Here is a 21,127-nt window from a genome sequence, read left to right as displayed (position 1 = left end):
ACTTATCCCTCATCCTTACTCAAGGTGCTTGCGGTGGTTTGATTCTCTGTTTCTAGGCGGGAAGTCTCATCTTGAGGCAGTGGCTTGTGCTGTTCTTCTTTGGGGTTTGTATCACCCTCCGGTTTCACATGACCGTTACCGTTTTCTTCTTCCGCTTTTCTTAAGAGACTTGGCACGAAACGCTCACTAAAGCCACTCAACATTGAAATAAATGCCACAATCCAAAAATATTTATTATCTACTGTGCCACTTGTATCTGCATTTAAAAAACCCAGAATAATATCTGACTTTAAAGCAGCATAACTGACGACTGCTGCAAATGCACCGGTTAATATCCTCACCACTGCATCCACCCAATACACAGTTTTACCGGCTGAAGGATCAACTTCTATATCACCCAAGCGCTCTAACACGGAAAATTGTGACCCAATCACACCAAAGATAATCGCTGTTGCTATTAAGAAAACCTCATCAGAATTAATACCCGCAACGCCATTTATTTGCTCTGGCAAATAGAACAATGTGACTGCATAGGTAAAAAACAACAAGAAGGAACAGACAACACTGGCTTGCACCCACCAGAATCTAGCTTTTTCTCTGGCACGTGCATTAATAAACTTCTTTGCAGCTTTAGCCACTTTAGTAGCGTCTTCAACTTTATGCATGGTAGCTAACGAAATCGCGTGAGCCAACATTTTACCCCATGCCATCAAGTGTTTTTTACTCAAATAGTCGATGGGCAACGCAGCAACGTGTTCAATTTCCATCATACACGCATACGCATTAACCCGATCTTTTACGTCCGCATGAAACTCCCAACGCAAATTCAGGCTATCATCAAAATACACCACATAACGTTCTTTGTTTTGACGAATCACTGTTTTATCTTTTAATGTTTTTAAGAGAGCCACTTGCAAAATTACATTTTCAGCGTGAACCTTCCTTCATCTGAAGGAAAAAAGAAGTGTGGGCTGCCGTTTTCGGCGATAATAGAAGCGTCAAAACAACCATTAAGCCCACGCTATGAATTCTACCGAACGCGCCCTGATTGCACAACGCTGGAGTTTGCTGCAAATTGAAATACTGCCTTGCTTCAATGATGCCTTTGGCACATTGACCCCCAAGCTTGAAAAGCTCATTCACGTACTGGAGCTGACGCGCATTGAAGATTTTGTGCGCTCTTTTCGTGATGGGTCTGGACGGCCAGCGACGGAGCGATCTTGGTTTGCCAATGCTTTTGTCGCCAAAAGCGTGCTCAATATTGTCAATACGCGAGCACTCATTGACCGGCTGCAAAACGATCGCTCCCTGCGACGCATCTGCGGGTTTCCCCTGACCAAGAAACTGCCTTCCGAATCCACCTTTTCACGTGCCTTCGCTGAATTTGCTGAACAGCGTTTAGCGGAACGTGTGCATGAAACGTTGGTGAAAACGTATTTGGGCGATGCGCTGATCGGCCACCTGTGTCGGGATTCAACAGCCATTGAGGCACGTGAACGGCCTGTTGCCGAGGAAAAGCCAAAGAAAAAACAAGGGCAAACACGGATTCAGCGCCAACGGGAACAGTCACTTCAGCAAGCACTCGATGAGATACCGGTTCAGTGTAACCGGGGGACGAAGAAGAATGCCCAAGGCTACAAGCACAGTTGGAACGGCTACAAACTGCATATCGATACCGCCGATTGTGGTGTCCCGATAGCAGCCATTCTGTCTTCCGCCTCCTTTCACGACAGCGGGGCAGCCATCCCACTCTCTCAAATCAGTGCCCAACGTGTCACCAGTCTCTACGACCTGATGGATGCGGCCTATTGCAGTGCTGATTTGCACGAATACAGCCGTCATCTGGGGCATGTCCCTCTGATTGATCACAATCCTCGCGGCGGACAGAAAGAAGCGTTTGAACCTGCTGATGCCGAGCGTTACAAAATTCGCAGCACCGTAGAACGAACCAATGCCCGCCTGAAGGATGAATTTGGTGGTCGGAATGTGTGGGTGCAAGGTGCGCAAAAAGTTTACAGCCACTTGATGTTTGGGATTTTGGTGTTGAGTGCTGATCAACTGATGCGTGTCTTGTTATAAAGCGACTGGGTTTGAAAAAACACGGGAAGACTGACTGAAAAACAGGAGCAGTCGCATCGGTATGGGTGAAATTTAGCAAAAGTTACGGTAAAACTGAAAAAGCTCAGGTTTCGTTGGTCAAATTGAGTAAAAAATCGGCTGAATATGCGGCGTTCGGTCAATGCTGAAAATTGAGCAACTCAGTTTGTCGGATTTTGCAAGTCGCTCCGGTAAAACGCCCTTCAATCATGCCATGAAACAGGATAATGGTTGCCACCTCTGGCTGTAAGGCGTTGTCAGGGTCATTCAACAAATCAAGGTTTAAACGCTTTGCCCAATACGCATAATTACTCCTGCCGGTTAGTTGCACAAACCCGCGCCCATGAAACTTAACGCCGTCTCCAGGATAAATATTGCCTAACTCTTTCGCTGTTTCCGGGTTATGCCCTTGAATATCATATTTATCAAAAAAGTATTGGTCAGCACCATCCTCATGAATAGGCTGCATTGATTTTCTGACTTCATGGTGTACAGTACCTAACACATAAGCTAACCAACGCAAATCTTGCTTAGAAAAATGTTGTTCCCAATAACCCAACAAAGTGTTTAGCCCTTGCCGTTGCGTATCACTAAGACGATTTTTAAATAATGTACTACCAATCTGTGCAAAAAAGGTTTCTTTTTGAATTTTCATAGCCCCACCCTCATGAATTAATTAAACATTGCATTAACACAAAACGCTTTAAATCATTAACCATTTAAAAGTTATGTGAAATACCCAACTGAAATAACTGCCCCGCTTGTCTATCAAAAGGCAATTTGCCTTCACTGTAAGCAAGGTACAGTTTGTTTTTCAACCCCAGATGTAAGGTTATCAGCTCATATTGATCTAATCGATTAGCTTTAATAATATCCGGCGCATCTAACTCATAAAAAATCCGATAATTAAATTCAACCGTGTCAATCAGTGGATTCTTTAATGGGTATAGGTAAAGCACTTCGGCATCCACCCTATCATAATCCGCTAACGTTTCTTCACCCAACAAGGCTTCACGTTCAACATCGCTATCAACCGCAATGGTTCCATAATTGACATCGACACCCAAAAAATCATGCGATGCCAATAAACTGCTTTTACCATAGGTAGCCCCTAAACCATAACGCCATTGTTTACTATCAAACCCCTGATCCATTTCATACTTTACAAAAGCCCCACTTTTTAGCGTACCCTTATCCGTACTATGGAGTAGTTGCACATCTAAACCGAAAGTTTGAAAATCCTTGGGATTTTTTTCTTTATCTGTGGCTAAAGTACCGCGTATATCATAACTTAATACCACATTCCGTATTGATCCATCTGCCGCTAATAAATCAGAGCCTTCATTGTCAGACAATGCCTTAGATAACAAATCACCCTTAAATTGATACTCCAGACCTAAAACTGTTTCACCCGCATTACCTGTATCCATAACAACTGGGTTGAGATTTGCTACTTTAGGTGACAGATCAGCAGCATTTGCTTGGGCATTCATCAAAACACCGCCAGATAATAAAGCAAATAACACGCCTAATTTAGTATTCATTGCGATACACCTCAGTGCTCGTCTGGAAATTTAATTTGTTCATCAACCACAACCGCTAGATCCACAAGCGTTTTATCGCCATTCGCGAATACCTGTGCAATGGCCTGAATCACCTCAGCAGATGAACCCGCAGAATGCTGTCGCCTCACCGTAAAAATACTGATTAAGTGTTTTACAAACTTTCTAGCAATTTCCAAGGACAAAACGGCTAATAAACTGGAGTTGTTGGTGGTGCTGGGAAAATAACGCAGCTCTTTCATCGCTAATGTTGCTGCTTTATCAAAAGGCACATCTAACTGCTCAAATTGATCCAAAAACTTATCGCTTTCTAACACCGTATAGGTGGCAACACACGCTTGATTCTCACGCCATGCATTGACGGGTGTAGGGCTTGGCATCACAGCCTCCTATTGCCAGAGTGGCAATTCACTGGGGGTTTAATCTTGCCTACAGTTATACCAAAATTATTTTTATTAGCTATAGACAATAAATCATAGACGAAATTTATAGTATTTTTAATAAATGTATCAGCGTAATGCTATACCTACGTGAAATTTCATGCCTTGAACCGGCATTTTGACAAATCCACACGTGAAACCACTTTTTTCACATTCCCTGTGCACAAACCCCAGCCCCAACCCATGCCCATTCACCTTAAAACTCTGCCCATTCCCTCGCATCAGCGCCTCAATTTGCTCCGCCGTCATCCCCACGCCATTATCTTCCACCGCAATAACTATCTGATTATCCAAGACTTCAGCAGTAACCCTAATCTCACCCCCCAACTGTTCCCCAAACCGCGCCTCCACCGCCTCCAACGCATTCTTCACTAAGTTATGAATAATCAGATAAGTCGCCCCGGTGCGTTCCTCAAAACGGTACTGTGACGCATCCGCCGGGAACACCACCGACAACGCCACTTGCGGGTGGGATTGCCCATGCCCTATTAATAAACGCACATCCTCTTGCAGTTCTGCCAGCGAAAGCGTGCGGGTGGTCGTGTGCTTATTGCCTATCCCATCCAATATCAAATGGGTTACTTGAGTCATATAGCCCAAGGCTTTTTCCAAGCGGTCTATGTCTTTAGGCATAGCCACCGGGGAATAGCGCAGGTTATCCACCGACATCTTGGCGATGCCGATCAGGTTATTAATTTCATGGGTAACAACGCAGACAGAATGCCCAACGGCAGCATCACGCTGAAAACAATGCGCTTCGTGTTCAATCACAGTGCAGTGCAATTGCGCCGCAAACAATTCCTGCAATTCAGCGTGTAAAGCGTGCCCGAATCTGAAAAATAATGCTGCCAGCCCCACATAGCCCAGCAACCAATACCACCAAGGAATAGCGCTACAAAAGACCCCGCCCAGCACAAACACTACCGTCGTCAGGATCAGCGGCAGAATTACTTGCACCAATAAACGGTAATAATGCCGCCGTAAATAAGCGTCCCACGCCTCATCCTGAATCGGTGGTTGTGGCTGCATGAATCCTCACTGGGTCAAGTTACAACACACCCAAACGGGTCGCTGCCTGCACCGCTTCTGTCCGATTACGCGCATGGAGGGTGCGCAAAATCGCACTCACATGCAGTTTCACCGTGCCATCCGAACAATTCAGCTCTCTGGCGATGGATTTATTGGGTAAACCTCGCGCCATCAAACGGATGACATCGCGCTGACGCGGCGTCAAACCACTGTTATCGACAGGAGGTAGCAAATTCGGGGGAGGTGGGTCTTTCGTTTCCGCACGTTGGCGCACCTCGGCTAACATCGACGGTGAAATATAAATTTCCCCCGCCAAAATTAAATGCAACGCATTTTTGACATCGCCCACGCCCGCTGACTTGGCAATATAACCCCGCGCACCCTTGGCAAGTGCTTGATTCATCATCTCTGAATTGTCCGAGCCGGACATAATCACAATCGGCGTATCCGTCGTAACGTTGGCGTGTAACGTTTCCAAGCCCGCCACACCGCTTTGCCCCGGTAACAAAACATCCAACATAATCAAATCAAACGGTGCATATTGACGCACTACACCTTCGGCCTCTTCCACCGAACCGACTTCAAATACCGCAGCACTGGGGTAAAAGCGCTCGAGCAAACTGCCTAACGCTTCACGAAATAACGGGTGATCATCCACAATCAAAATACGCATGATTAAGCCCCTTGATACTTCACATAACACTTAAAAAGTATGCCTAATTCTATAGGTATATAGGAATAAAATTCGACAACGGATATAACCATGAACAAATTTTTTAATGACTATTTGACTTAACGCAGTATTTTTAGACATTTGTAATGGGGCGTGGTGTAGCGCTGTACATATAGATGGCCTACACTTTATAAGTCCAACTTACAATCTGCAAGAATGCTGCTGAGGCAAACCATGATCCCCCGTACCTTAACCGCTGTATTACGCCAACGCGCCGCCAGCAACCCTGTCGTTACTCTGCTGGGGCCGCGTCAATCCGGTAAAACCACGCTGTGCAAAGCCACCTTCAGCGACAAAGCCTACGTTTCGCTCGAACCGTTGGATACCCGCGATTACGCCAAAGCTGACCCGCGTGGTTTTCTGGATCAATTCGGCGACAAAGGGGTGGTGTTAGACGAAATTCAGAATGCACCGGAATTGCTGCACTACATCCAAGATCGGGTGGATAACAACGGCAACATGGGGCAATACATCCTGACCGGTTCGCAAAATCTGGTCATTTCCGCCAAAGTGTCACAATCCTTGGCGGGTCGCACCGCCATTCTCACCCTTTTGCCGCTCAGTTATGCCGAAATCAGCCAAGCCGCGACACCTCCTGCCAACGTCTGGGAAGCGGTTTGGAAAGGTGGCTACCCGCGTCTCTATAATCAAGCGGTTGCACCAGAGGAATGGCTGGCAGACTACATCCTCACCTATTTGCAACGCGATGTACGCCAATTGGTCAACGTTGGTAATCTCGATCAATTTTTCCGCTTCCTGCAATTATCCGCCGCGCACACGGCGCAGGAAGTGAATTACACTACGCTCGGCAATGATGTGGGGCTGTCGCACAACACCATTCGCAACTGGTCATCGGTTTTACAGGAAAGTTTTCTCACCGCAACGCTCATGCCTTGGCTCGGCAATATTCGTAAACGGCTGGTCAAAACCCCCAAACTGCATTTTCTCGACACGGGCGTGGTGTGCTCCCTGTTGGGCATCAGCAATCCCGAACAATTACGGCTACACCCCTTACGCGGAGCTATTTTCGAGTCGTGGGTGGTTGCCGAATTGCACAAGCACTACCTCAATCAAGGAAAAAAACCGGGGCTGTACCATTACCGTGAAAACAGCGGGTTAGAATTCGACGTACTGATGGAAACACCGGAAGGGTTGACTCCCGTAGAAATCAAATCGGCGCAAACCATCAACAGTGAATTTTTCAAGAATTTCACCCAAGCCGCCAGCCGCGAAGAACTGGCAACCCAACTGAACGTTAGTCAGGGGAAAATCGCATACGCGGGCGATACACCACAAATCCGTCACGGCGTGCGGGTAATACCGTGGGGTCAATTGTCCAGCATTTAACTGGCGATGGTATTGCGCAACACCCCCACGCCTTCCACCTCACATTCCACCACGTCCCCCGGCAATAAATATTCCGGCGGTTCACGCACAAAACCCACACCACTTGGTGTACCCGTGGCAATCACATCGCCCGCTTCCAGCGTCATCCCCCGCGACAGCCATGCAATAATGCTCGCCACGTCAAAAATCATCTGGCGCGTATTCGATGCCTGTTTCGTCACGCCATTCACCCGACACGCAATCGCCAGCGCTTGTGGATCAGCAATCTCATCCGCCGTCACAATCCAGGGCCCCATCGGGCAACCGCCGTCGATGCTTTTGCCCAGAAAATACTGCTTGTGATTCAACTGAATATCCCGCGCACTCAAGTCATTAATCACGGTGTAACCAAACACATGCGCCAAGGCATTCTCGCGGGTAATTTTTTTACCGCCTGTGCCCAACACCACACCCAATTCCGCCTCCCAATCCAATTGTGAACAAGTCTCCGGGTCAAACGGCACGGTAGCTTCATGCCCAATCACGCTGGTCGGGCATTTGGTAAACACAATCGGGTATTGCGGCGCTTTGCCGGTGCGCCCGATTTGGTTCGCGGTTTCTTGCGCATGTTCCAGATAATTCAGCCCCAAGCACATCACGTTTTTGCGCGGACGCGGAATCGGTGCCAGCAAAGTCACGTCCGCCAATGGCACGTGCATCGCGGCCGTTAAGGTGTGACGCACGGCCTGCAAGTCGATGTCGCTATCAATCAGCGCCAACATATCGCGCCACGCGGGTTGATCAAACGCCGCATCCAACGCCGGAAGCAGCACCGTATCGCCTGCTGCTATGCACACATACGTTTGTTGTTGATACACACACGTTCCCAGTTTCATCCCAACACTCCTAAGCCTTGCATACCGTCAACCATTAACTTACAGCCAGTGAGGAACAAAAACACATACGCGACTTGAAAAAACTGCTTTTCCGGTACCCGGTGATGCAGTTTGTAGCCCAACCAAATCCCGAATGCCGCAATCGGTAACAACAGCACCGACGCGCCGATGTTGGTGCTGTTGAATTGCCCCAACGCCGCATAAGGAATCAACTTCACGTAATTCACGCTGGTAAAAAACAACACCGTGGTCGCCTGATACACCGTCTTATCCAACTTTTGCGGCAACAGGTAAATATTCACCGGCGGGCCGCCCGCGTGCGCCACAAAACTGGTGAACCCCGCAATACTGCCCCAAAACAACCCCGCCTTTGCCCCCGGTTTACCCATTGCCAAGCGCTGGAAGGGCTTGAACCAATAATTCAACGCAAACCCGACCGCAATCAGCCCCACCAACAACCGCACATCGCTGGCACGAAAATACGTAAAAGTGAGCGCTCCAATCACAATGCCCAGAATAGCAGCGGGCAATAATTGCTGAAGGTGCGCCCATGACCAGCGTTGCCAAAAGGCTTTCAACGCCATCAAATCCATTACGCACAAAATCGGCAGCAAAATCGCCGCCGCTTGCGCCGGGGGCATGGTCAACGCCATTAACGGCACACCCAATACCCCCAAACCGCCGCCCATGCCACCTTTGGAAATGCCGACGATAAGCAGTGCCAACACCGCCATGGTTAGCGTTAACGGGTCAGATAATACGTTCATTCAGCTAATATACTTCACTTAACGGCACGGCTGGTAATGACCATTCGGCCAGCACGGGGCAGACAACGATTCACCCAAGTTAGCGGCCTGCAAGCGTCCACGCACCTCCAACAAACGGCTGACCAATCCCTCTTCCACGGCAGCGTAAGCGTCGGAATCGACTTGGCGTTTCACCACAATGCCCAGCAATTCGGTGATTGCATTGCCCACCGAATTCTGCGAAATCGTTACCACCAAGCGCCCTTTATCGTCACGGAACAGGATTTGCTTGTATGCCGGTCGCCAGCGAATATCGTTGGCAAATTGCGGGTCTTGAATCACTTTTTCGCGCAAATCGCGTGCGACCCGTACAAAACGCTGATTACCCAGTAACACATCATCAATCTGGTTCGGGAAATTGGCATTGTCCGGCACTCGCGCTTCGCCCGTCGCCACCAGCGAAAAGAAGGTGCGGTAGAAATCCAAAAAGCCGCGTAACACTTGCTCGTATTCGTGCCAGAAATACCGGTCTTTCAAGCGTTCCGCACCGCCGACCACTTCCCAACAGGGCAAGCCTTGCGGGTAGCCAGTCAAGCGCAAGGAGGCTTCTTCGGTTGGCAATAGCTTGAGGATTTGCAGATCCAACACTTCCAAAAATTTGCCGTAAGCCTCGCTCAGTTGGCGCAAAAATAACGTGTTATGCCCGCTGTCGGTGAGGTTGGGGTTATTGGCATCGGCTTCCTTGGCATTGCGCAATTCCGCCATCGGGAACACCATAAAGTGATTGTGAATCATGCGGATACTGGGAACACCCGGCTTGTTTAACGGCCAGGTCGAATCCAGGCTGGCTTCCCCGCATAAAATCAGGTGTTCGGCAGGGTCGGGGTATTTCTCAAACATGTAATCGCAGATGATTTGCGTCATCTTCGACCAGACTTTCTTTTCCTGACGTTTCATTTGATCGCGGCGCACCGGGCGACCCAGCGGGTCAAGAATGCGGCGCGAACAATCCAGAATAATCGAGGTGTCGAATTCCACGCTATGCCCCACCAGCTTGCGGTAGAGCAATAAATCTTCCGGGGTGCGGAACAAGCCGTTTTCTTCGGCAAGGTTTTTCAGGTTGGCGGGGCTGTTGAAAAATTCCACCTGCGTCATACCTTGCGGCACTTTCAGGGACATTTGCGGGCAAGGGGTAGCGATTTCACGGGGTGCTGTTTTCATGGGTGCGACATCACTTTAGTTATGGGAAAACTCCCGTGTGTTTTTACCCCGATCGGAACAGGTATACAAGCAGCAACACGAACAAAGCCAGCAGTAACCAGCCGCCGAACTCTTCCCAGAGCATGTTTACCAAACTGGGCTTGGGAGCAGCGGAGGCTTTTTTCTGTTCCGGTTTGGTGTTAATCGCTTTCAGCACTTCCTCTTTCACTTGCTGGTGCAAGTCTTCGTGCATCCCCGGAATAGGTTTGGCATCCACCAAGGTTGTGACCATGTGTTCTTTGATTCCGGCTTTGAGACCGACTTTCATGCCCTCTTCGTGACCTTTCTTCACACCGTCGCCCATGCCTGCCTGATAACCCTCAAGGCGTCCACGGTTTACACCTGCACGATACGCAAATCCTGCCACCAGCACCAAGATTAGGCCAAAAAAAACCCACAGCATCACAACACTCAATTCCTCTGATTCGTATGACAATGGTAACAAAATCCCTAACAACACCAGCTTTTTTGCTTCCCCCAGCCATTTACCTGAAAATCATGTCATTATTATGACTAGCAGGTAGTAGCTTAGATGAAAACATGGGTATGTGTCGTGTGCGGCTGGATTTACGAAGAAGCCAAGGGTTTGCCAGAAGAAGGTATCGTGCCGGGTACACCTTGGGAAGCGATTCCCGACGATTGGCGCTGCCCGGAGTGCGGGGTGAGTAAGGATGATTTTGAGATGATGGAAATCTAATTATGTTGTATCGTTGTTGGAGTTAATGCCCATTTTGGGTAAGAGAGGTCGACAATGGCAATGATTCAAAGCTCATTACTTAATCAAAGATTCATCTTCTCAAAAATCGCGTTTTTTGAGAAGATGCGGAACGATATACACCAAAAAGGTGTGTTTTTGAGAAGATGAGAGAAAAACATGCAACTTGCCATGTTAACAGACTTGTTACCGCAACTGGAAACACCCGCTATCCTCAAAGCATTAGTAACAGCACACCGCCACCTTCAACTCTGCCAGCAAATGCTTGCCCCGCGCCTGCACCGGCTTATCCAAGGTTTGAAACAGCTTGTTGAGGCGTGAATCCGTGTCAGAACCGTCTGGCGCAGTAAAATGTTCGAGGTAGTTGTAGAACTGGTGGCGGGAAAAAATCCCCGTATCTTCCGCAAACAAACAGAACAAAATACACACCAAAAACACTTCCAGCTCATGCCCCGCACAACCCGCATCCTGTAGCGCGTCATGCAGCTTGCCCAAGCGTTCCGCCGCCTTAATATTCAGCGCGTATTCCTGAATGCTTTCCCCGTGATTGTCCAACCCCGCCATGAAATCGAAAAACTCGATCTTATCGGGCAAGTCCTCAATCGCAATGTCATGCTCCAAACGCCGATCAAGGTCATACAGTTTGAAGCGGGCAAAATCCGACAGCAACACGTAACGCGGGCGGACGCGCTGGTCTTTTATCTGCTGGACATAATCAAAGGCTTGCGACTTGGCTTTATCGAGGGATTTACCGCGTGATTTATGTTCAACCAGCAACACGCCTTTCCAAAACAGGTCAATAAAGCCTTTGGTGTTATCAGTGCGCTCGACGGCATGTTCAAACGCCGCGACACTCTTGCGATTGACCCCGAAAATGGCAAAAAACGCATCCCAAAAGGACTTGGCTTCGGCTTCCTCCCGCGTTTCATTGCCCCATTCTTTGACGAACGTCAGCGCGTTGCCATGGATAGTCTTGCGGTTGGAAAGTGCTGCCATGCGAATAAGCCCAGAATCGAAAGCGAGGATAGTAGCGCAGAACCGAGTTTTGCTGATAGCAGTCTGAAACTTTTGCCAATTATGCTAAACTGAGCGGCATTTTTTGAGATTAACGACGAGAGTTCGACATGGCCGGTCATAGCAAATGGGCAAACATCAAACACCAAAAAGCCGCAGTGGATAAAAAACGCGGCAAAATTTGGACGAAAATCATCCGCGAAATCACCGTCGCGGCGCGCGAAGGCAAAACGTCCGACCCCAACGCTTACCCACGCTTGCGTTTAGCCGTGGACAAAGGCTTGGCGGCCAACATGACCAAAGACACCATTGAGAAAGCCTGCAAACGCGGCGCAGGTGAAACCAGCATGGAAAACTATTCCGAAGTGCGTTACGAAGGCTACGGCCCCGGCGGCATTGCGGTGATCGTCGAAACCATGACCGATAACGTCAACCGCACCGTGGGCGAAGTGCGCCACGCCCTCACCAAACACGGCGGCAACCTTGGCACGAACGGCTCGGTCGCGTTCCAGTTCAAGAAAATCGGTGTGATGAACTTCGCCCCCGGTTTGGATGAAGAAAAGCTCATGGAGGCCGCCCTCGAAGCCGGTGCTGACGACATTCAGATGGATGATGACGGCTCGGCTGAAATCGTCACCACCCCGGAAGATTTCGCTGCCGTGAAAGTTGCCCTGATTGCCGCCGGTTTCACCCCCGACCATGATGAAGTCACCATGCGGGCGGACAACCTCACGCTGGTTGAAGGCGATACCGCTGCCAAATTGCTGAAAATGATCGACATGCTCGAAGATTTGGATGACGTGCAAGAAGTCTTCACCAATGCGGATTTCAGCGATGAAGCCTTAGCGGCGCATGGTTAAGTGACCACCCGCCGTATTCTGGGCATTGACCCCGGTTCGCGCCAGACGGGAATCGGGATTATCGACACCGATGGGCGGCGCAATCAGCACGTTTTCAGCACGTGCTTGCGCTTGGGCGATGCGGATTTTCCTGAACGCCTTGGCACGATTTTCAGCGAACTTACCCGCATTATCTGCGAATACCAACCCATTGAAATGGCGATTGAAAGCGTGTTCGTCTCCAACAATGCCGCTTCTGCACTAAAATTAGGGCAGGCACGCGGTGCGGCGATTTGTGCGGGCGTGATATCTGGCTTACCGGTGGCGGAATACAGCCCCAAAGAAGTCAAGCAAGCCACCGTCGGCAAAGGTGGGGCGGATAAAACGCAGGTGCAACACATGGTTAAACTGTTGCTGGGTTTGCAGGGGCGTTTGCAAGCGGATACCGCCGATGCCTTAGCCGTGGCGTTGTGCCATGCGCACGCGAGCCATTTGAATAATCGCCTTGCTCAAGCCATGAAATCGAGGTAATCACATGATTGGATTATTGCGCGGTAAATTACTCATCAAACAACCCCCCGATTTATTGCTGGATGTGAATGGCGTGGGTTATGAAGTGCAGGCTTCGATGACCACGTTCTACGATCTGCCGGAATTGCACCAAGAGGTGACGCTCTATACCCATTTTGTGGTGCGTGAAGATGCGCAATTGCTGTACGGCTTCAGTTCCCAAACCGAGCGTGAATTATTCCGCCATTTGCTCAAAGTGAATGGGGTTGGCCCCAAAATGGCATTGGCGATTGTGTCGGGCATGAGTCCTTTGGAATTCAATCAAGTGATTCACGCGGCGGATATTGCCCGTTTGAGCCGCATTCCGGGCGTTGGCAAGAAAACAGCGGAGCGCTTGGTGATTGAGTTACGTGACCGCTTGCCCAAAGCAGAAATCAGCGATAGCATCCACACCCCAACCACCACATCTGTCCCCAGTGTTTCCGCTAGTGATGAAGCCATCAATGCACTGCTGGCTTTAGGTTACAAACCGGCGCAAGCCAGCCAGATGATTGCGGCTTACGAAGACCAAGGCTTGAGTGTGGAAGACATGATTCGCCAAGCCCTCCGTGCCAGCTTGAAATGACGGTTGGCAGGCTTACTGAAAAATCCTTTTCCAAAATAATCACTTGCCAATCCTCACCCGTGCAAGTGGGATATGGAGTTTTGCACCGCTTGTCGGTAATCTCTGCCCCAAAACCACCCACCGTTAGCACACCAACGAGAGCCGCCCCACATGAACATGGAACAATCCTTGGGTTTGGGTAAGTCACGCCCAGACACTGATGCCGAGCGCCGCCGCCTACAGCTTTACATCAACCTCAAACTCTCCTCCACTGGGCAACCCGCCTCCCATGCCGGAGACAACGAATTCCTTTCCATCGCCGACGACTTACTCGCCAGTTACCGCGAAAAAAACCGTTTGTTGGCAGGCTATCTTTGCCCCGCCGACCAGCGTATTCAAGATTTCCTCGACAGCTACCTAGCTGATTGTGGCGCGGAAAAAGTCCGCTTGCCCGGTAACAGCATCGTCCTCGACCGCTACGGTGTAGCGCGGGAACTGTCTTTGCCATCCGACGGCGATGAATTCAAATCCGACATCGTATCCAGCTACCGGGTGAAACAGGGCATTTTGCACAACCCGGCGAATGACCGCCGTACCACCAAAGGCTCGTTCCACATTGCCGAAGGCGGCTTGCCGATCCCCGGTGACAAGAAAGCCGTGCCGACCCTTGCCTATGCACGGATGTTGCAATCCGCCCTCAACCCACCCGACGAATTGCTGGAACTGCCTTTCACTGCCAACGAAGCACAAAAAGCCCGCCTGTTCGTGTCGCTGCTGCTACGCCCAGTGGTCTGCCCCGAAATTCCCGGTAGCGAAGCGGAAAAAAGCATGGAAATCCGCTTTTTTGCCCCCGGCAATCTGGTCAGCAATCTCGATTTTGTCGAAAGCATTTTCGGCAATGCAGGCAACCCCTACCTACCCAAACACGATGCCGCGTTGGATGTGGAGCATTGGACAGGGCATACCGGCTGCGTGATTCTTGCCCCGCACCTCACGCGCCTGACCAAGCAGGAGCTGGGTTTGCCACACTACGACCAAGCCACGGAACGCCAGCGCAAAGATGGTATGTGCTGGAAGGAAGACGGCGAACGTTACAACGACGGCAACGCCTTTAAAGTCACTGCCCGCGATACCCGTGGCGTGATTGTGACCATCCTCGCCGACAACTATTACGGCTATTGCAAGAAAGAAGTCAAAACCCAGATCAGCTATTCCGCCAACCTGTTCGGGCTGGCTGAAGAAGAACACGCAGGCGGCGCACTCGCGTTCCAACGCCGCAACCACGGAGAGGAATACGGCACGGATAGCCGCACCCGTAAACGCCCGGACATTTACACCTTCGAGAACATGGTGGCGCAATACGGCAGCGTGATGGATGTGCAACCCGAAGGCTACGCCATCGACAAGCAGTTCCCCGATTTGATCTATTTGCCGCTCGACATCCGCATGGACTTGCGCACTCAAAGCATCCGCTGGAAAAATGCCACGGGCGAACACAGCCTTAAATTGCGCCCGAACAAAGTCTACATGCAGCCCAACGGCTACAAGACTGAAATGCAAAAACACCCGTCTGCTCCAAGCTGGCGGATTATCGGTACGGATGCGGAAGGTACGTTCTGCCACAAGCCTTGCACCGTATCCGGCGGTGGCAAGTCGGAAATTTCCAAATCATTAAATGATGCGGTGATTTACGGCCCGGTATTCGTGCAAGATTTCGAGACGGATATGGATCAAGTCGCGGCAATTTTCGACTACGATTACAGCACCCGTTTCAAGCCCGAATGTTCGCACGAAGACCGTGACCCTTCCCGTCAACCGCTCAGTGAAGAACGCAGCCTCGGCTCAGTGATTAAATTGTTTACGCCATCACCCAGCCATACCGATGCCTACAATGCGTGGCTGGCAACTATTCCTGCCCGCATCCTCTCGCAAGCCTTCATCATCAAGCGCATGTATAAACCGGAATGGGGCAAGGATTGGCGCAAGCATTTCTCGGTGGACGTGATTAACGGAATGCCCGGTAACGCGCTTAAACACAACGGACGTGATTTGGTGGCTTCGTATTTGCGGGTCGGTTTGGGGAATGGCGGCAACTGGCGCACCTACAAAGTCCGCCAGGATTTCATTGCCACCGAAAAAGTGCAGATGGAAGACGACATTAGCGCGTCGGTCGTAGTCAGCGCGGCAGCATTACCCAACACGTCGCCGAAATCCTCCAATCCCAGCGTGAAACTGGTGAAAAACTGCGAATATCGCCTGTTTCAACGCCCTGATGAAGCGATTCATCGCGGTTTCGACAAGCAAACCGAATTCGACATGGCGCAACCGGGCAACTTCATTGCTAATTTCGAGCCGCTCAAGGGCGATAACCTCACCGAAATCGTCGAGGATGTGGTCGAGTTTCAGAAATACACCGCGCCAATGGCGAATCTGCTGCAAGCCGCACATGAATCCGGCGAATACGTGGTGTCTTCCGCCAACCCGCGTTTGGTGAATGGCAAGCCCAGCGAGAACCCGCGTTATTTGCAAATCCGCCCTGACTTGCAACAGCCGATGCGCAAATACATCGCGGAAATGGGGGCGCGTTTCCTGCGACGTGTGCCGTTGGATCAGCCGCTGATGACACCCGTGGATGCGGTGCTGACCGGGCGGCGTAATAATCCGCCGGGTAAGGGGATTCGTCCGCTGGCAGTATTCAACCCGATCCATTATCAGGAATTGCCGGAACTGTTCATGGATTTCATCTGTAGCGTGACCGGCAAATCGCCATCCACCACAGGCGCGGGCAGCGAAGGCGCGTTGACCAAAGCACCGTTCAATGCGTTGCGCACCACGGCGGATCTGAACAATGCGCTGGTGTCGTTCATGATCAGCGGCTACGCGGGCTTTTCCAGCGCGGCGGGCTATATCGGCGCGAATTTGCGGGTGGATCACGACATCAGTTTGCTGATTCCCGAAATTTGGTCACGGCTGCGCGAAAACGAGCGCGATCCGGCGTATTTGATTGAACACGGCTATCTGGAAGCGTTGAGCGATTTCGAGCATCACGGGCAATGGGTGCAAGCCAGCCGCTTGGGGTATCGGATTACCGACCGCTTTGTGGCAACCTTCATGGGCAAAATCTTCGACAATCCGGCGGTAGTATTCGGCGAAGACATCCTCAAACCCGAAACGCAGGGCATGGATGTGTTCGTGGATGGCGTGAACAATATCGTCGAAGCGCAGCAGCAGGTGGCACAGGCGTATCTGGATGACGGCAGTATTGAAGACGCTTGCCCGCCGCTGAAAGCCTTGCTGCATATCATGGCAACGGGGCAGTACGAGGGGAAGGATGCGCATCATCCTGAGATTCGCGCATTGTTTACCCGCGAGGCGTTGCTGGCATCCGACTGGTATCAGCAACGGTTGGAAACCAAGCAGCAGCGCGATGCGGAACTGTGGGAACGCCATTGCGCGTATCTGCAAGCGTTCCTCGCCAAGGAAACCCATCAGGATGTGGCGGAACGGCTGGATATTGCCGGAAGGTTGCAACAGGCGCAGGACAAGTTGGCGCGGATTCGTACCGCTGCGTATTTGGATAGCTTGCGGGGGACGATAGGGGCGGATTTGCTGGGGCGCTACGCCTAAGTCTCTGTGGCGATACGATACGGCAAATGTTCAGTGGCAGCACGCATGTAGTCTGCCACTGAACCACGCTCATAAGCCGCATGACGTTCCACTGCCGCACGAAAGACCGGTTCCCGCAGCCAATGCGCGGAACGTGTCAGGGTGGGAATAAAGCCACGCGGAATCTTATGTTCCCCTTGCGCACCCGGCTCAAATACCTGTAAACCGTGCCGGATGCAATACTCAATCCCTTGGTAATAACACGCCTCAAAGTGCAGGCTGTCGATTTCCTGTGTACACCCCCAATGCCGCCCATAAAGCCGGGTGGCACTGGCAAACATCAACGAACCAGCGATACATTCGCCCTCACGGTTGTCAGCCATAATCAGCAACGCCTGTTCGCCCAAGGCCGTTGCCACTTCGCGGAAAAAGCCAACATTTAAGGTCGGGATGCCCCACTTGCTTTCAAAGGTGTGTTGATAGAAAAAGGCAAAACGTTCCCAATCTTCCGCTGTTGCAGTGTGACCGTTGAGTTGCCGTAAGGTGACCCCCGCATCCGCCACCTTACGACGTTCCTGCTTGATATTTTTACGCTTTTTCGCAGTGAGGACGGCGAGGAAATCGTCAAAGCTCTGGTAATCCGCATTGCGCCAGTGAAATTGGCAGTCATGGCGAATGGTTAGCCCCTGTTGTGCCAGCCAGTCAAGCTGTTCAGCAGGTGGAAACAAACAGTGGAAACTGCTGGATTCCAACGCTTCTGCCACTTGCATCACCGCCGCTAACAGTACCGGCAATAATTCTGCCTCCCGCCCTGTGGCTACGAGCAAACGTTGCCCACTAGCGGGAGTGTAGGGGATGCTAGAAACCAGTTTCGGAAAATACCGCAGCCCGTGCTGCTCATAGGCACGCGCCCATGCATGGTCGAAGACAAATTCGCCGTAAGTATTGCTTTTCTCATACAAGGGCATCGCAGCAACCAACACCTCTTGTTCATAGACAACGATGTGGCGCGGTAGCCATTCAAACTCTGGAATGTTCAGGCAACCATGATGTTCGAGCGCGGCAAGAAATTCATGACGCAGAAAAGGGTTAGCGTCTTGCACCAAGGCATTCCATTGTTCAGCGGCAACGCTATCAAGATTGGGGAGAATATTAATTTGCATGGCAAGCAATCCTAGCCGGTTTACGCAGGGCGGACAAATTCCCTGCTCAGCCCGGGGCGGATTTCAGTTAGTATGCTTTAACTCGCTGACTTTTTGCTTGCCGTGGTTTTCTTTCCTGCTGGCTTTTTGGCTGTGCTAGCTTTTTTGGGCGCGGCTTTAGCTGTTACCGGCTTAGGTTTTTCGGCCTTTGCTGCAACGGGCTTATCTGCCGCTTCAGTTTCTGGTTTTACCGCTGCGGCCTTCTTCGCCCCTTTTTTGGCGCTCTTGGCCTCGGCAACAACCGCAATCAGGGCTTCGCATTCTTCCAAAGTCATGCTGTCCGGTTCGCGGTCTTTGGGCAGACGTGCCTGCACTTTAACACGCTTGATAACCTTGTTGATGTACGGCCCCCAGCGCCCTTTGAGAATCTGCACGCCGTTGCCAAAGTCCACCAGAATTTTTTCGGCATCTTTGACCTTTTTCTCGGCAATCAGCTCCAGTGCCCGTTCCAGCGTAATGGTGTGCGGGTCATCTTCTTTTTTTAGCGAAGCGAATTGGTCGCCGTATTTCACATAAGGGCCAAAACGCCCCACATTGGCACTGATGGCTTTGCCGTCTTCGGTTTCGCCTAATTGACGCGGCAATTTGAAGAGTTCGAGGGCTTCTTCCAGTGTGACCGTATCCAGCTTCATACCGGGGCGTAACCCCGCGAATACCGGCTTTTCCTCATCATCCTTCGTACCGATCTGCACCATCGGCCCGAAACGCCCCAAACGTACCGATACCGGTCTGCCACTGGTCGGGTCGATACCTAACTCACGGGACTGGAGCACATCGCTACGGTTGACACTTTCCATTTTTTCATCAACGAGCTGGTGAAACGGCTGCCAGAAGGCATCCATGACCGGAACCCACGCTTTTTCACCGCGTGAAATTTCATCCAATTCATTTTCAAGGTTGGCGGTGAAATCGTAATCCACGTATTGGGTGAAATGTTCCGTCAAAAACCGGATCACGATGCGCCCAATATCCGTCGGCGTGAAACGGCGATTGTCCAGCTCGACGTATTCACGTGCCAATAGGGTCGAAATAATGCTGGCGTAGGTTGACGGTCGCCCAATGCCATATTCTTCCAAGGCTTTGACCAGCGAGGCTTCGGAATAGCGCGGCGGTGGCTCGGTGAAATGCTGTTCTGCTGCAATGTCGTGCAACGTGATGCTTTCACCTTCTTCCAACGGCGGTAGTGGGCTTTCCTTTTCGCTGGCGCGATCATCCAAGCCCTCTTCGTACACCATGAGGAAACCGGGATCACGAATGGTGGAACCGGACGCCCGGAAGAAACTGCCCGTTTCTGCGTTCAAATCCGCCGATACGGTATCCAGGGTGGCGTAGATCATTTGGCACGCCACGGTGCGTTTCCAGATCAACTCATACAGCCTGAACTGTTCTTCGTTAAGGTGGCTTTTGACCTGTTCTGGCGTGCGGTGTGCGGAGGTCGGGCGTACTGCTTCGTGCGCTTCCTGCGCATTTTTGGATTTGTTTTTATAGAAGTTGGGGGTTTCCGGCAATTTGTCCTGACCGTAACGCTGTTCGATCAAGCCGCGCAATTCAGCCAGCGCTTCATTTGCCAATGTCACCGAGTCGGTACGCATATAGGTAATTAACCCCACCGGGCCGTTACCGAGGTCAATCCCTTCGTATAATTGCTGGGCAACCCGCATGGCGCGTTGCGTGGAAAACTTGAGTTTGCGCACCGCTTCTTGCTGTAAGGTAGAGGTGGTGAACGGCGGCGCGGGGTAACGCTTGCGTTGCTTTTTGTCGACTTTGCTGACTAACAATTTGCCGTTGGCTACTTGCAGTAAGTGCTGACGTACTTCGCTAGCTCGCGCCTCATTATTAATATCAAATTGATCGAGTTTGTGGCTATCAAGCGTGTGCAATCGTGCACTGAAAGCTTGAGCGTCTTTTTCATTTTGCGCGGTCATCGTCCAGTATTCTTGGCGGACGAAACGTTCGATCTCTTCCTCTCGCTCGACAATCAGGCGCAATGCCGGGCTTTGCACCCGCCCAGCCGAAAGGCTGGGCTTGATCTTACGCCACAGCAAGGGGGAGAGGTTGAAACCGACCAGATAATCCAAGGCACGACGGGCTTGCTGCGCATCCACCAAATCGTAGGCAAGGTCGCGCGGGTTGGCAACAGCCTCTTGCACCGCGTGTTTGGTAATTTCGTGAAAGACCACGCGCTGCACATTTTTGCCTTTGAGTGCACCGCGTTCGTTCAGCAATTCGTATAAATGCCAGGAAATGGCTTCGCCTTCACGATCCGGGTCAGTCGCGAGATACAGGTTGTCAGCCTTTTTGAGCGCCCGCGCAATCGCATCGACATGCTTTTGGTTGCGGTCGATGATTTCATAACGCATCGCGTAACCGTTGTCGGGGTCGACAGCGCCCTCCTTGGGGATCAAGTCACGCACATGACCGTAAGAGGCCAGCACTTCAAACCCGCTCCCCAAGTACTTTTGGATGGTTTTACCCTTCGCCGGAGATTCGACGATTACTAGATTTTCGCTCATTTTTTATGCTTCAAGGCGCTACTGCCCGTGTTTCA

General features: G+C 51.0%; 20 protein-coding genes. 7 read left to right on the top strand and 13 right to left on the bottom strand.

All coding sequences use genetic code 11. The annotated features are described in order from the left end of the window. Positions 1-2: 2 nt before the first annotated feature. Positions 3-917, bottom strand: coding sequence for a hypothetical protein (locus QJT81_21230; protein ID WGZ94267.1), 915 nt, complete (start codon positions 915-917; stop codon positions 3-5). A 106-nt stretch (positions 918-1,023) separates the two neighbouring features. Here QJT81_21230 and QJT81_21225 point away from each other — a divergent pair, with 106 nt between their 5' ends. After that, complete coding sequence (locus QJT81_21225; GenBank protein ID WGZ94266.1) at positions 1,024-2,079, top strand: transposase; 1,056 nt, start codon at positions 1,024-1,026, stop codon at positions 2,077-2,079. Positions 2,080-2,236: 157 nt separating this feature from the next. Here the strand turns inward: QJT81_21225 and QJT81_21220 are convergent, their stop codons facing one another. From QJT81_21220 to QJT81_21200, 5 genes are all read right to left on the bottom strand, one after another. Beyond that, the gene (locus tag QJT81_21220; GenBank protein ID WGZ94265.1) at positions 2,237-2,752 is read right to left on the bottom strand and encodes a hypothetical protein; all 516 of its coding nucleotides are present in this window, start codon (positions 2,750-2,752) and stop codon (positions 2,237-2,239) included. 64 nt (positions 2,753-2,816) lie between these two features. Continuing rightward, positions 2,817-3,641 (bottom strand): hypothetical protein, encoded by an 825-nt coding sequence (locus QJT81_21215; protein ID WGZ94264.1) that lies wholly within the window; start codon positions 3,639-3,641, stop codon positions 2,817-2,819. Between the two features lie 11 nt (positions 3,642-3,652). Further along, positions 3,653-4,039: a hypothetical protein gene (locus QJT81_21210; GenBank protein ID WGZ94263.1), complete on the bottom strand. Its 387-nt coding sequence runs from the start codon at positions 4,037-4,039 to the stop codon at positions 3,653-3,655. A gap of 129 nt (positions 4,040-4,168) precedes the next feature. Further along, positions 4,169-5,128, bottom strand: coding sequence for a HAMP domain-containing sensor histidine kinase (locus QJT81_21205; GenBank protein WGZ94262.1), 960 nt, complete (start codon positions 5,126-5,128; stop codon positions 4,169-4,171). A gap of 19 nt (positions 5,129-5,147) precedes the next feature. Beyond that, a complete protein-coding gene (locus tag QJT81_21200) occupies positions 5,148-5,801 on the bottom strand; it encodes a response regulator transcription factor (GenBank protein ID WGZ94261.1) in 654 nt (217 codons plus the stop codon). A gap of 234 nt (positions 5,802-6,035) precedes the next feature. Between QJT81_21200 and QJT81_21195 the strand changes: the two genes are divergently transcribed. Continuing rightward, positions 6,036-7,208 carry an ATP-binding protein gene (locus tag QJT81_21195; GenBank protein ID WGZ94260.1) on the top strand — a complete coding sequence of 391 codons (1,173 nt, stop codon included), beginning with the start codon at positions 6,036-6,038 and terminating at the stop codon, positions 7,206-7,208. On the opposite strand, the gene QJT81_21190 is transcribed toward QJT81_21195, so the two are convergent. From QJT81_21190 to QJT81_21175, 4 genes are read right to left on the bottom strand one after another with little or no spacing between them, the layout of a single operon-like run. Then, a complete protein-coding gene (locus QJT81_21190) occupies positions 7,205-8,083 on the bottom strand; it encodes a fumarylacetoacetate hydrolase family protein (GenBank protein WGZ94259.1) in 879 nt (292 codons plus the stop codon). The two genes, QJT81_21195 and QJT81_21190, sit on opposite strands and share 4 nt — an antisense overlap. Continuing rightward, a complete protein-coding gene (locus QJT81_21185; protein ID WGZ94258.1) occupies positions 8,080-8,850 on the bottom strand; it encodes a sulfite exporter TauE/SafE family protein in 771 nt (256 codons plus the stop codon). The genes QJT81_21190 and QJT81_21185 overlap by 4 nt, the downstream gene beginning before the upstream one ends. Before the next feature lie 18 nt (positions 8,851-8,868). Further along, positions 8,869-10,050, bottom strand: a complete 1,182-nt coding sequence (locus QJT81_21180; protein ID WGZ94257.1) for a hypothetical protein — start codon at positions 10,048-10,050, stop codon at positions 8,869-8,871. A 43-nt stretch (positions 10,051-10,093) separates the two neighbouring features. Continuing rightward, on the bottom strand, positions 10,094-10,495 hold the full coding sequence (locus QJT81_21175) for a hypothetical protein (protein WGZ94256.1): 402 nt from the start codon (positions 10,493-10,495) through the stop codon (positions 10,094-10,096). A 126-nt stretch (positions 10,496-10,621) separates the two neighbouring features. Here QJT81_21175 and QJT81_21170 point away from each other — a divergent pair, with 126 nt between their 5' ends. After that, on the top strand, positions 10,622-10,786 hold the full coding sequence (locus QJT81_21170; GenBank protein ID WGZ94255.1) for a rubredoxin: 165 nt from the start codon (positions 10,622-10,624) through the stop codon (positions 10,784-10,786). A 240-nt stretch (positions 10,787-11,026) separates the two neighbouring features. Here the strand turns inward: QJT81_21170 and QJT81_21165 are convergent, their stop codons facing one another. Further along, the gene (locus QJT81_21165; GenBank protein WGZ94254.1) at positions 11,027-11,800 is read right to left on the bottom strand and encodes a hypothetical protein; all 774 of its coding nucleotides are present in this window, start codon (positions 11,798-11,800) and stop codon (positions 11,027-11,029) included. Between the two features lie 128 nt (positions 11,801-11,928). Between QJT81_21165 and QJT81_21160 the strand changes: the two genes are divergently transcribed. The 4 genes from QJT81_21160 (at position 11,929) to QJT81_21145 (ending at position 17,398) form a co-directional block, all read left to right on the top strand. Continuing rightward, a complete protein-coding gene (locus tag QJT81_21160; protein ID WGZ94253.1) occupies positions 11,929-12,678 on the top strand; it encodes a YebC/PmpR family DNA-binding transcriptional regulator in 750 nt (249 codons plus the stop codon). After that, positions 12,679-13,188, top strand: coding sequence for a crossover junction endodeoxyribonuclease RuvC (gene ruvC, locus QJT81_21155; protein WGZ94252.1), 510 nt, complete (start codon positions 12,679-12,681; stop codon positions 13,186-13,188). It abuts the gene before it with no gap. Between the two features lie 4 nt (positions 13,189-13,192). Continuing rightward, entirely contained in the window at positions 13,193-13,792 is a 600-nt protein-coding gene (ruvA, locus tag QJT81_21150) for a Holliday junction branch migration protein RuvA (GenBank protein WGZ94251.1), read from the top strand. Positions 13,793-13,942: 150 nt separating this feature from the next. After that, complete coding sequence (locus QJT81_21145) at positions 13,943-17,398, top strand: hypothetical protein (protein ID WGZ94250.1); 3,456 nt, start codon at positions 13,943-13,945, stop codon at positions 17,396-17,398. Here the strand turns inward: QJT81_21145 and QJT81_21140 are convergent. After that, positions 17,395-18,540, bottom strand: a complete 1,146-nt coding sequence (locus QJT81_21140) for a GNAT family N-acetyltransferase (protein ID WGZ94249.1) — start codon at positions 18,538-18,540, stop codon at positions 17,395-17,397. The two genes, QJT81_21145 and QJT81_21140, sit on opposite strands and share 4 nt — an antisense overlap. 77 nt (positions 18,541-18,617) lie before the next feature. Beyond that, positions 18,618-21,092: a DNA topoisomerase I gene (locus QJT81_21135; protein ID WGZ94248.1), complete on the bottom strand. Its 2,475-nt coding sequence runs from the start codon at positions 21,090-21,092 to the stop codon at positions 18,618-18,620. Between the last annotated feature and the right edge of the window lie 35 nt (positions 21,093-21,127).

The organism is Candidatus Thiothrix putei, assembly GCA_029972225.1.
GTDB lineage: Bacteria > Pseudomonadota > Gammaproteobacteria > Thiotrichales > Thiotrichaceae > Thiothrix > Thiothrix putei.
The sequence above is the reverse complement of the archived record's forward strand: the minus strand, read 5'-3'. Positions and strand labels throughout refer to the sequence as shown.

Coding starts and splice junctions, on each gene's coding strand:
- QJT81_21145 (WGZ94250.1), top strand. CDS start 13,943: ATGAACATGGAACAATCCTTGGGTTTGGGTAAGTCACGCCCAGACACT.
- QJT81_21215 (WGZ94264.1), bottom strand. CDS start 3,641: ATGAATACTAAATTAGGCGTGTTATTTGCTTTATTATCTGGCGGTGTT.
- QJT81_21170 (WGZ94255.1), top strand. CDS start 10,622: ATGAAAACATGGGTATGTGTCGTGTGCGGCTGGATTTACGAAGAAGCC.
- QJT81_21185 (WGZ94258.1), bottom strand. CDS start 8,850: ATGAACGTATTATCTGACCCGTTAACGCTAACCATGGCGGTGTTGGCA.
- ruvA (WGZ94251.1), top strand. CDS start 13,193: ATGATTGGATTATTGCGCGGTAAATTACTCATCAAACAACCCCCCGAT.
- QJT81_21135 (WGZ94248.1), bottom strand. CDS start 21,092: ATGAGCGAAAATCTAGTAATCGTCGAATCTCCGGCGAAGGGTAAAACC.
- QJT81_21225 (WGZ94266.1), top strand. CDS start 1,024: ATGAATTCTACCGAACGCGCCCTGATTGCACAACGCTGGAGTTTGCTG.
- QJT81_21220 (WGZ94265.1), bottom strand. CDS start 2,752: ATGAAAATTCAAAAAGAAACCTTTTTTGCACAGATTGGTAGTACATTA.
- QJT81_21210 (WGZ94263.1), bottom strand. CDS start 4,039: ATGCCAAGCCCTACACCCGTCAATGCATGGCGTGAGAATCAAGCGTGT.
- QJT81_21190 (WGZ94259.1), bottom strand. CDS start 8,083: ATGAAACTGGGAACGTGTGTGTATCAACAACAAACGTATGTGTGCATA.
- QJT81_21140 (WGZ94249.1), bottom strand. CDS start 18,540: ATGCAAATTAATATTCTCCCCAATCTTGATAGCGTTGCCGCTGAACAA.
- QJT81_21160 (WGZ94253.1), top strand. CDS start 11,929: ATGGCCGGTCATAGCAAATGGGCAAACATCAAACACCAAAAAGCCGCA.
- QJT81_21200 (WGZ94261.1), bottom strand. CDS start 5,801: ATGCGTATTTTGATTGTGGATGATCACCCGTTATTTCGTGAAGCGTTA.
- QJT81_21165 (WGZ94254.1), bottom strand. CDS start 11,800: ATGGCAGCACTTTCCAACCGCAAGACTATCCATGGCAACGCGCTGACG.
- QJT81_21180 (WGZ94257.1), bottom strand. CDS start 10,050: ATGAAAACAGCACCCCGTGAAATCGCTACCCCTTGCCCGCAAATGTCC.
- QJT81_21205 (WGZ94262.1), bottom strand. CDS start 5,128: ATGCAGCCACAACCACCGATTCAGGATGAGGCGTGGGACGCTTATTTA.
- QJT81_21195 (WGZ94260.1), top strand. CDS start 6,036: ATGATCCCCCGTACCTTAACCGCTGTATTACGCCAACGCGCCGCCAGC.